The sequence below is a fragment of the Ruegeria marina genome, assembly GCF_900101475.1.
Taxonomy (GTDB): domain Bacteria; phylum Pseudomonadota; class Alphaproteobacteria; order Rhodobacterales; family Rhodobacteraceae; genus Ruegeria_B; species Ruegeria_B marina.
Genome location: NZ_FMZV01000004.1, coordinates 288,713 through 301,500, shown reverse-complemented (window position 1 = coordinate 301,500; position 12,788 = coordinate 288,713). Strand labels below are relative to the sequence as shown.

At 66.5% G+C, this 12,788-nt stretch carries 10 protein-coding genes; 6 read left to right on the top strand and 4 right to left on the bottom strand.

Going from position 1 to position 12,788, the window contains the following annotated elements:
• Positions 1–49: 49 nt before the first annotated feature.
• The gene (locus BLT75_RS08165) at positions 50–2,458 is read right to left on the bottom strand and encodes a YbcC family protein (protein WP_093029605.1); all 2,409 of its coding nucleotides are present in this window, start codon (positions 2,456–2,458) and stop codon (positions 50–52) included.
• Between the two features lie 16 nt (positions 2,459–2,474).
• Positions 2,475–4,025, bottom strand: coding sequence for a proton-conducting transporter transmembrane domain-containing protein (locus tag BLT75_RS08160; protein ID WP_093029604.1), 1,551 nt, complete (start codon positions 4,023–4,025; stop codon positions 2,475–2,477).
• Positions 4,026–4,137: 112 nt separating this feature from the next.
• Here BLT75_RS08160 and BLT75_RS08155 point away from each other — a divergent pair, with 112 nt between their 5' ends.
• Positions 4,138–5,028 carry a LysR family transcriptional regulator gene (locus tag BLT75_RS08155; RefSeq protein WP_093029602.1) on the top strand — a complete coding sequence of 297 codons (891 nt, stop codon included), beginning with the start codon at positions 4,138–4,140 and terminating at the stop codon, positions 5,026–5,028.
• Between the two features lie 104 nt (positions 5,029–5,132).
• Here BLT75_RS08155 and BLT75_RS08150 read toward each other — a convergent pair whose 3' ends face one another.
• On the bottom strand, positions 5,133–5,327 hold the full coding sequence (locus tag BLT75_RS08150; RefSeq protein WP_093029600.1) for a SlyX family protein: 195 nt from the start codon (positions 5,325–5,327) through the stop codon (positions 5,133–5,135).
• A 100-nt stretch (positions 5,328–5,427) separates the two neighbouring features.
• Between BLT75_RS08150 and BLT75_RS08145 the strand changes: the two genes are divergently transcribed.
• The 4 genes from BLT75_RS08145 to hisG all read left to right on the top strand — a co-directional run bounded on the left by BLT75_RS08145 (position 5,428) and on the right by hisG (position 9,749).
• Positions 5,428–6,231: a crotonase/enoyl-CoA hydratase family protein gene (locus BLT75_RS08145; RefSeq protein WP_093029599.1), complete on the top strand. Its 804-nt coding sequence runs from the start codon at positions 5,428–5,430 to the stop codon at positions 6,229–6,231.
• Between the two features lie 109 nt (positions 6,232–6,340).
• Positions 6,341–7,975 (top strand): histidine--tRNA ligase, encoded by a 1,635-nt coding sequence (locus BLT75_RS08140; protein ID WP_093029597.1) that lies wholly within the window; start codon positions 6,341–6,343, stop codon positions 7,973–7,975.
• Entirely contained in the window at positions 7,972–9,060 is a 1,089-nt protein-coding gene (locus tag BLT75_RS08135) for an ATP phosphoribosyltransferase regulatory subunit (RefSeq protein ID WP_093029595.1), read from the top strand. The genes BLT75_RS08140 and BLT75_RS08135 overlap by 4 nt, the downstream gene beginning before the upstream one ends.
• Positions 9,057–9,749 carry an ATP phosphoribosyltransferase gene (hisG, locus tag BLT75_RS08130; RefSeq protein ID WP_093029593.1) on the top strand — a complete coding sequence of 231 codons (693 nt, stop codon included), beginning with the start codon at positions 9,057–9,059 and terminating at the stop codon, positions 9,747–9,749. The genes BLT75_RS08135 and hisG overlap by 4 nt, the downstream gene beginning before the upstream one ends.
• A gap of 148 nt (positions 9,750–9,897) precedes the next feature.
• Here hisG and BLT75_RS08125 read toward each other — a convergent pair whose 3' ends face one another.
• Positions 9,898–12,180, bottom strand: a complete 2,283-nt coding sequence (locus BLT75_RS08125) for an adenosylcobalamin-dependent ribonucleoside-diphosphate reductase (protein WP_093029591.1) — start codon at positions 12,178–12,180, stop codon at positions 9,898–9,900.
• A gap of 142 nt (positions 12,181–12,322) precedes the next feature.
• Here BLT75_RS08125 and BLT75_RS08120 point away from each other — a divergent pair, with 142 nt between their 5' ends.
• Complete coding sequence (locus BLT75_RS08120) at positions 12,323–12,742, top strand: DUF1489 family protein (RefSeq protein ID WP_425441126.1); 420 nt, start codon at positions 12,323–12,325, stop codon at positions 12,740–12,742.
• The last annotated feature ends 46 nt before the right edge of the window (positions 12,743–12,788 follow it).

Sequence of the window (12,788 nt, the reverse complement as noted above, 5' to 3'; positions counted from 1 at the left end):
TTCGCGCGGCGGCGGGGGAGTCGCCGCCGCGCATTGGGCGCTCGGTGCCTCACTCGGCAGCGATCGCCCGGTCTGCCTGGCCTTCCGTTGCGAACGGCACCCATTTCAGATCGCCGTCATAGCGCCAGGCCAGATTGCCCGCCTCGTCCATCGCAATGAGGTGGAGCCAGCGGTTGTCGAACAGCGCCCGCACACCGGAATGCCGCCGCAGCACATCGGTCATTGCCGCGCGCGGCGCCTCGATCACCACCGACAGGCGCAGCGGCTCGTGCTGGACCCGCTCGCCGTCATGCACCGACTGCCACGGCAGGCCGGGGCGTGGCGCGCCGCCATTGCCTTCCAGCACGCCGATGCCGCCCACCACGTTGTGCAACAGCTTGTTGCCGCCGCCAAACAGGGCCGGGGCCACGGTCGAACCGTAATATTGCAGGCTGATCCAGCTGGCGACCACGACAGGCGCGGTCATGATCAGTTCCAGCACACCGAAACCGTCGTCCCTGCGCCAGTCATAGCTGTGCAGGAAGGCCTGTCCCGCCAACCCCTTGCCCTCGGTCCGGTGCCGCGGCGCGGCGACGAAGGCGCGGCAGCCCGCCAGCCCCCATTCGGGGCGCAACTCGGCCCAGTCCTGCGCGCGACGTGCGATATCCGCCCCGCCCTTGGCACGCGGCAGCCGGGCGGCGCGCTCGGCGCGCGCCAGTTGTCCTGCGGCCTCCAGCCAGCCCCTAAGCCGTGCGATATCGGCCGCCCAGGTATCGGACGGCAGGTCCTGATCGTAGAGCGTCACCCGGTCGGTGGTGGTATGATGCAGCGCCGGCAGGAACACAGTATCGGCGGGAATCTCGATCCCGTCCGCCCGCAGCCCGGCGCGCACTTCGGCATCATTCAGCAGCCCGGCCAGCAGCCGCGCGTTCACATCGCCCGCATAGCCGCCGCAGGCACCGCATTGGAGCGCGCTTTCATGCGGGTTGTTGGTGACGTCCGCGCCATGACCGGCCACCATCACCACCCGTGCAAAGCCACCCGTCAGTGACATTGCGCCCAGCACCGTCCGCGCCATGGCAACCCGCGCCTCTGGCCCGATCGCCGGGTCGAGCTGCGGCGCGGGGTCCGCCTTGGCCGCCTTGCCCAGCCCCAGCGCGTCGCGCACCAGCTTGCCCGCATAGACCGGGCCGGTCGCCTCGACAAAGGCAAAGGAGGACACCGCCGCCAGCTTGAAGCGGCCCCAGGCCCGTCCGGCCCGCGCCGCGTAGCGGCGGCTCAGATCGGCCTCGCCGGATTCTGCCGCCTGCGACTGGACGCCGGGCCTGAGCAGCACCGGCCCCCGCGCCTCGACCACGTCCGACCCGGCCGCCCGATGCGCGCTGGCCAGGCCAAAGAACCCGGCAAAGCCGATGGTCTCTATCCCGCTGTCCTGCGCCTCCAGCGCCCGCCGGAAGACTTCGGAGCGCACGTCGATGCAGAAAGCCGCCTGAACCTCGGGTCGCCCCTGCCGGGCACGCGCCGCGCCAGCGGACAGCGTCTCGGAGAGCCTGCGTTGCGCCGCCCGCTCGGCGGCCTCCTGCCAGATTGCGTCCACCGCAATCTCATGCGCCGGGGTCACCGGGGCCTCATGAGCGGCGACGGTTTCGGCCCAGCGGTCGGCGATCTGCGCGCCATAGAGTCCGAACAGCGCCTCGTCGAACACCATCCGGATGGCCAGAAGTTCCGTCACCGTATTGTCTTGCGCCCCTTCCAGTTCGGCCTGCCAGAGCAGGTAGCGGCCATATTGCGCCCAGCCGCTCAGCGTGATCAGCCAGCGGTGAAACGCGGTGCCAGCGGCCTGCGCGCTCACTTCCAGCGTCTCGCAAGCCCGCCCGATCGCCCGCCAGTGCGACCGATTGGTCGCCGCGACAAAGGCGCCAAAGCCTGTCAGCCCGTGGATTTCCGGCGTCAGGTCGCGGCTGGCAAACTCGCGCCAGGCGGCAAAGGCCCCGCCCGCGCGCGCCGGTTGCCACAGCGCCTGTCCCTGGTCGAAATGGCTGGCCGCCCAGACGCCGATCCGCTCCTCGATCAGGCCCGGCCAGTCGATCCCGGACACGTCGGCGGCCAGATCGGCGACCGTCGGCAGTGCCTCTGCCGGTGCAGTCTCGCCCCCGAGTGCCGCCTTCACATCCGCCAGGGTCAGCCTGCCGAACCGCGGTTCGGCTGCCTCCAGCGCCGCCAGCAGGTCGGCCTCCAGGATCTCGCCTGCCGCGAATTTCCCGGTCCAGACGCTGCGCTCGGGCGTGATCCGGGTTCCTGCCACCCGCGCCAGCCGCGCTGCGGTCACCGCCAGCGGCTCGCCCGACTGGCCGAGGAAGGGGTTCACCGCCACGCTGGCCGACAGGGGAAACAGCGGCGGGATGGCCCTGGCCGCACCATTCGCCTCGGCGACAAGCTCCAGCAGGGGGGCGGGCAGGGTTTCAAGCTTTGCAAACATCTCTCTCGTCTCCGGTTCAGGCAGGGGTCCGCTTCGACCAGCCGTCCAGCAGCCGGTCAAAGATCGCGTTGGCATAAAGCCCGTTGGACAGGTGCACCCGAATGCCGGCGGCCGCCGGATGCGTGGCCCAGAGCGGGAAGGTGGCCTGCGCCACGGCAACCACGCCGAAGCTGATCAGGGCCAGGACGATCAGCGCCCATTCCAGTGGCCCCGGCGCGGGCACCGGCGGCAGTGCCCCGGCTGTCACATGCAGCGCCACCAGTTGCAGCACGAAATAGCTGACCGAGGTGACCGAGGCATAGATCACCATCCGCCGGGTCAGCGCCCCCGGCGCGGTATCGGCAAAGCCCTGCGCCAGCAGGTAGGCCACGCCAAAGATCAGGATCACCCCCAGCGCGATGGCTTGCACCGACTTGCCATCGAAACCGAACACCAGCCCGACCAGCCCGTAGATCGCGATGCCGATGGCAAAGGCCCGCACCACGTTCCGGGCGCTGGGCACCGCCACCGGTCCGGGCCGCCGGATCGCCGCCACGTTGCGCACCGCCTCGCCCGCGCTCAGGAAGGCATGCGCCTTGTAGAGCGAATGCGCCACGATATGCAGCAGCGCCAGCGGGAACAGCGCCAGCCCGCATTGCATGATCATGAAGGCCATCTGCGCGATGGTGGACCAGGCCAGCGAGGTCTTGACCGCCGGTTGCGTCAGCATCACCAGCCCGCCGAACAGCGCGGTCAGCCCGCCCAGCATCACCAGCACCGCCATCACGCCGGGTGCTGTCAGCATCACATCGGCCAGCCGGATCAGCAGGAAGCCACCGGCATTGATCACGCCCGCGTGCAGCAGGGCAGAGACCGGCGTGGGCGCCTCCATCACCTCGGTCAGCCAGCCATGCACCGGGAACTGGGCCGAGGCCAGAACCGCGGCCAGCGCCAGCAGCGCCGCCGCCGCCATGGTCGCCCAGCCGGGCTGCACCGCGCCCAGGATCGCGGCGATATCCGTCGTGCCATGAACCGCGACCAGCAGCACCACCGCACCCGCCAGCGCCACCTCGCTCAGCCGCGCCACAACGGCCTTCTTGCGCGCCGCGCGCCGCGCGGTCGTGCGCTCGGGGTAGAACAGCAAAAGCCGGCCCAGCGTCAGGCTGGTCGCCATCCAGGCCGCCAGCATCTGCACCAGGTTGCCCGACATCACCAGCAGCAGCACCGCCGCCAGCGTCGCCGCCATCCAGCCGGTGAACGCGCCCTGCCGCGCTTCGCCATCCATGTAGGTGGCGCTGTAGCGCAGGACGATCCAGCCGATGAAACTGACCAGAACCAGCATCGTCGCGCTGACCGCGTCCAGCCTCACCGACAGCCCGATCCCCCAGACCCCGATCAGCCCCGAGGTGCCCGGCCCCTTCAGCACCAAGAGCAGCGCCGCGCCCGCAGCCACGGCAAGCCCCGCCAGCGCCGCCCATTCGGCCAGTTTCGGCAGCCGCCCCGGACGCGAGCCCGGATTGCGGCCGGCATGCAGCGCAACAGCGAACAGGATCAGCGGTCCCAGCAGCGGCAGATACAGATATGACATGGCAATTCCCTTCGATCCTTGTGGGCACAGCCCTTTGCGCTGGACCTAGGCCATCGCTGGAATCAATAAAAATACATTGTTTGATGAAAATAGTTCGCTTAAATAGAACGATATGCCACTCAACTATCACCACCTGCGCTATTTCTGGGCCGTCGCCCATGACGGCAACCTGACCCGCACCGCCGAGCGTCTGAATCTGTCGCAATCGGCCTTGTCGGTGCAGATCAAGCAGCTCGAAGACCGCCTGGGCCATGCCCTGTTCGAACGGCGCGGCCGCCAGTTGCACCTGACCGAGGCGGGCCGGATCACGCTTGACCACGCTGACGCGATCTTTGCCACCGGCCAGGAACTGGTGGCGACGCTTCGGGAGACCGGCCGCACCCGGCAGGCGCTGCGGGTGGGGGCGCAGGCCACGCTGTCGCGCAACTTCCAGATCGGCTTCCTGCGCCCGATTTTGGGACGCGAGGATGTCGAGGTCATCCTGCGCTCGGGCAGCCCGACCGAACTGCTCGAAGGTCTGGGGACGCTGAACCTCGACGTGGTGCTGATGAACCGTGAACCCCCCGACGACAGCCTGACCCCCTACGAGACCCATCATGTCGCCGAACAGCCGGTGAGCATCGTGGGCACCCCAGCCCGGCTGGATCCCGACCGCCCGATCGAGGCGCTGCTGACCGAACAGCCCTTCATCCTGCCCACCACCGACAGCACGGTACGCACCGCCTTCGACGCCATGGCGAGCCGGCTGGGGGTCCGCCCGCAGGTGGTGGCCGAGGTGGATGACATGGCGATGATGCGCCTTCTCGCGCGCGAGGATATCGGGCTGGCGCTGGTCGCCCCGATCGTGGTCCGGGACGAGCTGACCTCGGGTCGGCTGGTCGAGGCGCGCGCGCACCCGCGCATTCGCGAAACCTTCTACGCGGTCACCCAGCGGCGGCGCTTCCCGAACCCGCTTGTTCAGGAGCTCCTGACCCGCAACGCCGGTCCCGAAGTGAGAGTCTGAGCGGGGCGCGGAACGGCGCCATATCCGCGCCCGATCCCCTGTACAAAACGGTCAAACCAGCCCGCAAGCGCAGTATAAAACGGCCAGAACGGCGTACATTAACTCTAATAGTGCGGTGGTCGCTCGTCGCCCAGGATGACCCCGCCGCCACCTTCCGCGACCCTGTCAGCCTCGCGCTGCATCAGCATTTCCACCCGTTTCGCCAGCCGGTCGATCTCGTCCCGCTGCCGCGCCACGATGTCGCTCAGTTCGTCCACCGTGCGCGTCAGATGCGCGATGCGCTCTTCGAGATGCTGCATGTTTTCGGTCCTTTTCGCGGTCTTCCTCTCCCTTACAGGCGCAACAACGGTCTTGCCAGCCCCTCGGGTGAGGCGTCATTCTGACGATGGAGGACTGCGCATGAGCATCATCACCGACAGCACAGACGGCATCACCATCGTCACTATCAACCGACCCGACGCGCGCAACGCGGTGGACCCCGCCACCGCCCGCGCGCTCTACGAGGCGTTTCTCGACTTCGAAGCCGATCCGGACCAGCGCATCGCCATCCTGACCGGGGCAGGGGGATATTTCTGCGCCGGGTTCGACCTCAAGGCGGCGGGTTCAGGGGACGCGGATACCTGGATTGAATCGCTCTACATTCCTGCGGACTGGTCCGACCCGGCAGTTTATCCCAGGCCCGGACCAATGGGACCTTCGCGGCTGATGCTGTCGAAACCGGTGATCGCCGCGATCGAAGGCCCGGCGGTGGCCGGCGGCATGGAATTGGCCGCCTGGTGCGACCTGCGGGTGATGGCCCGAGGGGCGGTCACGGGCGTTTTCTGCCGCCGCTGGGGCGTGCCGCTGCTCGACGGCGGCACCGTGCGCCTGCCGCGCATCCTCGGGCAGGGGCGGGCCAGCGACCTGATCCTCACGGGCCGCGCGGTCGAGGCCGACGAGGCGCTGGCATTGGGCTTTGCCAACCGAACCTGTCCGCAGGGGCAGGCGCTTGCCACCGCCCTTGATCTGGCGCGTGATCTGGCGCGGTTTCCGCAGGCCTGCATGCTTGCGGACCACCTGTCCGCGCGCATGGACCCCGCGGCCCTTGCCGCCGCGCTGCGCCGCGAATGGAACTCCGCCGCCGCCTTCATTGCCGAAGGCCGGGCCGGTGCGGCCCGCTTCGCCGCCGGAAAGGGACGCTCCGGAAGCTTTGCGGACATCTGAAAACAACCGAGTGACAGGGCAACGCACCGATGCGGCCGCACTGCGCCTTGCCCCGGGGCGGGCCTTGGGCTAGACCGCGCGCGGAACAGAACGCCCAAGGACTCCCACCATGGCCAAGCCCAAGAAAACGCCCCGCCCCAAGGCCGAAACGCCCAAAGGGTTCCGCGACTATTTCGGCGCCGAGGTGACGCAGCGGACCGAGATGCTGCGCACCATCGCGGGGGTCTATCATCGCTACGGCTTCGAGGCTCTGGAAAGCAGCGCGGTCGAGACGGTCGAGGCGCTGGGCAAGTTCCTGCCCGACGTGGACCGCCCCAACGCGGGCGTGTTTGCCTGGCAGGAATCCGAGGAGGAGGGCGCCGGCGACTGGATGGCGCTGCGCTATGACCTGACCGCGCCGCTCGCGCGCGTCTATGCCCAGCACAGCAACGACCTGCCGACCCCCTATCGCCGCTACGCGATGGGGCCGGTCTGGCGCAACGAAAAGCCGGGTCCGGGCCGATATCGCCAGTTTTATCAATGCGATGCGGACACGGTTGGAAGCGCGTCCATGGCCGCCGATGCCGAGATCTGCGCCATGCTCAGCGACACGCTGGAAGGGGTCGGCATCCCGCGCGGCGACTATGTGGTGAGGGTGAACAACCGCAAGGTTCTGAACGGGGTGCTGGAAACCATGGGCTTGGTCGACGACGACCAGCGCGCCGCGGTGCTGCGCACCATCGACAAGTTCGACAAGGTTGGTGCCGATGGAGTGAGTGAGTTGTTGGGCAAAGGACGGCTCGACGCCTCGGGCGCGTTCATTGATGGTGTGGGGTTGAGCGAAGCGCAAATGCGGCCTGTGCTCGAATTTATCGACTATTTCAATGTTGTTCAGGATGAGCTCTCGCTTGAAGCAAGTCGGGCTTACGACGAGGGAAATAACGACCGTGGCACGCAGTTGGACAACGCTAGATACGCGGTATCGCCCGAATTTAAGGCGGATCCAGTTGCCTACGATCCCGATGCGCTGAATATTTGGAACACGCGGGTATTTGATCACTTAAAGAGGATTGTTGGAAATTCCGTCATTGGTTTCCAAGGGATCGATGAATTGCGAGAGATTTTTGAGCTTCTCGGCGCGCAAGGCTATGGAGCGGACCGTATTAGGATTGATCCCAGTGTCGTGCGTGGCCTCGGCTATTACACCGGTCCCGTTTTCGAAGCCGAACTGACCTTTGAAATCCTGGACGAAAAGGGCCGCAAGCGGCAGTTCGGCTCGGTTGCGGGCGGCGGGCGCTATGACGATCTTGTTGCACGTTTTACCGGCCAAAGCGTTCCGTCCGTGGGCGTCTCCATCGGCGTCGACCGCCTGCTCGCCGCACTGCGGGAAAAGGGCCGCATTCAGGCCGTGGAACATGGCCCCGTCGTGGTCACGGTGATGGATCGCGACCGCATGGCCGATTATCAGGCGATGGTGGCCGAGCTGCGGAACGCCGGAATCCGCGCCGAGGTCTACCTGGGCAATCCCAAGAACTTCGGTAACCAGCTCAAATATGCCGACAAGCGCAACTCTCCCGTTGCAGTGATCGAGGGCGGCGACGAGAAGGCAAATGGCGTGGTGCAGATCAAGGACCTGATCCTGGGCGCCCAGATCGCCGCCAGTGCAACGCTGGAAGAATGGAAGGAGCGCCCCGGCCAGTACGAGGTCGCCCGTTCCGATCTGGTGGCCAAGGTGCGCGAGATTCTGGCGGGGCAGGCGGGATGATCACCCGCGCCCGCATTCTGGAGCAGGCCGCGCAGCTGCGCGCGCGGTTCGAGGCGGTCGGCGCGCAGGTGGTGGAGACCCCCATCCTGCAACCGGCCGAAACCCTGCTCGACCTCTATGGCGAGGATATTCGCGCCCGCGCCTATGTCACTTCGGACGCGCTGAGGGGCGAGCAGATGCTGCGCCCGGACTTCACCGTGCCGGTGGTGCAGAAGCACATGGAACACGGGGCCGAACCCGCCCGCTATACCTATGCCGGTGAGGTGTTCCGGCGACAGGAACACGACCCCGACCGCGCCAACGAATACATTCAGGTGGGATACGAGGTCTTCGACCGCACCAATCCCGCCGCCGCCGATGCCGAGGTCTTTGCCCTGTTCGCCGAGGCGCTGGAGGGGCTGGAGTTGCGCGCCGCGACAGGCGATATCGGCATCCTTATGGCGGCAGTACAGGGGCTGAAGACGACCGCGCCGCGCAAGGCTGCCCTGATGCGCCACCTCTGGCGGCCGCGCCGGTTCCGGGCTCTGCTCGACCGCTACGCCGGCCGGACGCCCGTGCCCCCGGCGCGCGCGGCGCTGCTGGCGGCCGATGATCCGCTGCAAGGCGGCGTGCCCGAGATCGGAAAGCGCGACCGCGCCGAAGTCGAGGAACGGATCGCCATTCTGCGGGCCGATGCCGCCGCAGCGCCGATTTCGGACAACGAGATGGCCGGGCTGGAGGCACTGCTGTCCGTGCGCGAAACCATGCCCTTTGCGCTGGAGCACCTGCGTGACATTTCGGTGGACCTGCCTCAGATCGTTCCCGCACTCGACCGGCTGGAGGCGCGGATCGCCGCCCTGCGCGCGCGTGGCGTCGATGTGGACCGGCTCGATTTCGAAGCCTCCTACGGGCGTACCTCGATGGAATATTACGACGGTTTCGTCTTTGGCTTCTATGCCGAACGCCGTCCCGACCTGCCGCCCATCGCCACCGGCGGGCGCTATGACGCGCTAACCCGGCAGTTGGGCCACGGCGCCGAGATCCCGGCGGTGGGCGGGGTGCTGCGCCCGGGCCTGATGCTGCTGTTGTCGGAGGCCGTGACATGAGCCTGAAACTCGGGGTGCCGTCCAAGGGACGGCTGATGGACAAGACCTTTGCCTGGTTCGAGAAACGCGGCATCACCCTGAGCCGCACCGGATCGGACCGGGAATATGCCGGGCGGGTCGACGGAATCGACGGCGTTTCCCTTGTGTTGCTATCGGCCGGTGAAATCCCGCGTGAATTGGCCGCAGGGCGCCTCCACCTGGGGGTAACGGGCACGGATCTGGTGCTGGAGAAGCTGCCGCTCTGGGAGCAGCAGGTCGAGGAGATCGCACAACTCGGTTTCGGACAGGCGGACCTGATCATCGCCGTACCGGCCTGCTGGGCCGATGTGGATACGCTTGACGACCTTGATGCCGCCGCCGCCGGATTCCGGGCTCGGCACGGCCACCGGCTTCGTATCGCGACCAAATATCACCGCCTGGTGCGCGATTTCCTGACGGATGCCGGCGTTGCGGATTACACGCTGGTGGACAGCCAGGGCGCAACCGAAGGCACGGTCAAGAACGAGACCGCCGAAGCCATTGCCGACATCACCTCGACCGGGGAAACCTTGCGCGCCAACCATCTCAAGATCCTGAGCGACGGGTTGATCCTGCGCAGCCAGGCAACGCTCTGGCGGAGCCGGGTGGCGCCGCTGAATCCGGGTGACAGACAGGCTCTCGAACTGCTTCTGGACCGGCTGGCGCGTTAGGGGGGGCTGCCCCCGTCACCTTCGGTGACTCCCCCGGAGTATTTCGGACCAGAAAGAAGCGGAAGCGCGTTCGGGCTTCTTTCTGGTGAAAAATACTCCGGAGCGCGAGGCGGAGCCTCGCAAGAACCTAATGTTTTCCTGCGCGGGCCTAACCGCACTTGGAGTGGCCGCAGCTACGGCAAGTCATGCAGCCTTCGATCATCACCATGTCGAACTGACCACAGCTGGGGCAGGCCTTGCCACGCGGTTGGTCGCCGTTCACCACCTGCGCCTGCGGGTCCGTCTTCAGGCCCATGCCTTCGCCTTCGAGGAAACCGATGGCGATCAGGTGCTGTTCGATCACGCCGCCGATGGCCGCGAGAATCGACGGAATGTATTTGCCCTTGACCCAGGCACCGCCGCGCGGGTCGAACACGGCCTTCAGTTCCTCGACCACGAAACTGATATCGCCGCCGCGCCGGAACACCGCCGAGATCATCCGGGTCAGCGCCACGGTCCAGGCGAAATGCTCCATGTTCTTGGAGTTGATGAAGACTTCGAAGGGGCGCCTGCGGCCGGCGACGATGATGTCGTTGATGGTGATGTAGAGCGCGTGTTCGCTGTCGGGCCACTTTATCTTGTAGGTGTTGCCTTCGAGATGCTCGGGCCGGTCCAGCGGCTCGGACATGTAGATGACGTCGCCGCTCTCGGTCCCGTGCGGTGCATTGGCGCGTTCCCCGGGCGCGGTGTCGGCGCTTTCCGACACGGTCAGAACCGAGCCGGTCACTTCGTTTGGCCGGTAGGTGGTGCAGCCCTTGCAGCCCAGGTCCCAGGCCAACATGTAGACGTCCTTGAACTCGTCGAACGAGATATCCTCGGGGCAGTTGATGGTCTTGGAAATCGAACTGTCGATCCATTTCTGCGCCGCCGCCTGCATCCGCACGTGATCGGCGGGGGCCAGCGTCTGGGCGTTGACGAAATAGTCGGGCAGGGGGGTGTCGCCGAACTTGTCGCGCCACATCTGCACCGCGTAATCCACCACCTCTTCCTCGGTCCGGCTGCCGTCCTTTTGCAGCACCTTGCGGGTATAGGCATAGGCAAAGACCGGTTCGATCCCGCTGGAGACGTTGCCAGCGTAAAGCGAGATGGTCCCGGTGGGCGCGATCGAGGTCAGGAGCGCGTTGCGGATGCCATGGGTGCGGATCGCCTCGCGCACATCCTCGTCCATCTGCATCATGTTGCCGGAGGCCAGGTATTTCCCGGCGTCAAACAGGGGAAAGGCGCCTTTTTCGCGGGCCAGATCGACCGAGGCCAGATAGGCGGCGCGGGCGATGGCGTGCAGCCAGTCCCCGGTCTGTTTGGCGGCCTCGTCGCTGCCATAGCGCAGGCCCAGCATCAGCAGCGCATCGGCAAGGCCGGTGACGCCCAGCCCGATGCGGCGCTTGTTCCGCGCCTCGGCGGCCTGTTCGGGCAGCGGGAATTTCGACGCATCGACCACGTTGTCCATCATCCGCACGGCGGTGGCGACCAGCTGATGCAGCGCCTCGGGGTCCAGCTTGGCCCCGGCTTCGAACGGGTTCTTGACCAGGCGCGCCAGGTTGATCGAGCCCAGCAGGCAGGCGCCATAGGGCGGCAGGGGCTGTTCGCCGCAGGGGTTGGTGGCGGCGATGGTCTCGACATAGTTGAGGTTGTTGGCCGCGTTGATGCGGTCGATGAAGATCACGCCCGGCTCGGCATAGTCATAGGTCGCCTGCATGATCCGGTTCCACAGGTCGCGCGCCTGGACCGTGTGATAGATCTTGCCGTCGAATTGAAGTTCCCACGGACCGTCAGCCTTGACCGCCTCCATGAAAGCATCGGTCACCAGCACCGACATGTTGAACATGCGAAGGCGGGCCGGGTCGGATTTGGCGGCGATGAACTGCTCGATATCGGGGTGATCGCAGCGCATGGTCGCCATCATCGCGCCGCGGCGGCTGCCTGCCGACATGATGGTGCGGCACATGGCGTCCCAGACGTCCATGAAGCTCAAGGGGCCGGATGCGTCGGCGGCCACGCCTTTGACGTCGGCGCCGCGCGGGCGGATGGTCGAGAAATCGTAACCGATGCCGCCACCCTGCTGCATGGTCAGCGCCGCCTCCTTCAGCATCTCGAAGATGCCACCCATGCTGTCGGGGATGGTACCCATGACGAAACAGTTGAACAGGGTCACCTGCCGGGCGGTGCCGGCGCCCGCGGTGATGCGGCCTGCGGGCAGGTATTTGAAATCTTCCAGCGCCTCGTAAAACACCTGTTCCCAATGGGTTGGGTCTTTTTCGACCTTGGCCAGGTCCCGGGCGATGCGCCGCCAGCTGTCCTCGACCGTCAGGTCGATCGGGGTGCCGTCTGCCTGCTTGAAGCGGTACTTCATGTCCCAGATCTGCTCGGCGATGGGGGCGGCGAAACGGCTCATCGGTTGATTCCCTGTTTTGGAAGAGGCATCCAGATTAAACCAATTGTGATCGGGACCACAACTGCTTGATGGGGCGGCCGGGTGCGCTACAATATCATGAATGTCCTTGGGAAGACTCTGTGGGCAAGCTGTGGATAAGACAATGCACCTGATCAAGCTGAGCGTGGGAACCGAAAGCGTCGATGACCTGTCGGAGTGGCAGGAGCGGTACCGCCAGCGGTTTGCCGACGGTTTGCCGCGCCATGTCACCCGCATGTGGCCCAAGCGCGAGACCGAGATCGTGAACGGCGGGTCGATCTACTGGGTGATCAAGGGGCAGGTGCAATGTCGTCAGCGGGTGTTGCGGCTGGACGAGGTCACCGGGCAGGATGGCACCCGCCATTGCGCCATCGTGCTCGACCCCGAACTGCACCGCACGCAGAGCGCGCCGAAACGCCCGTTCCAGGGCTGGCGCTACCTGAACCCCGAGGACGCGCCGCCCGACCTGCCGAAGAACAGGGCGCAGGACGACGCGTTGCCGGAGGCGCTGAACCGGGCGCTGGCGGAAATCGGCGTGATCTGATTGCCCCCGTGCCCACCCTGCCGGCCGGTAGACGCCAGCACGACAT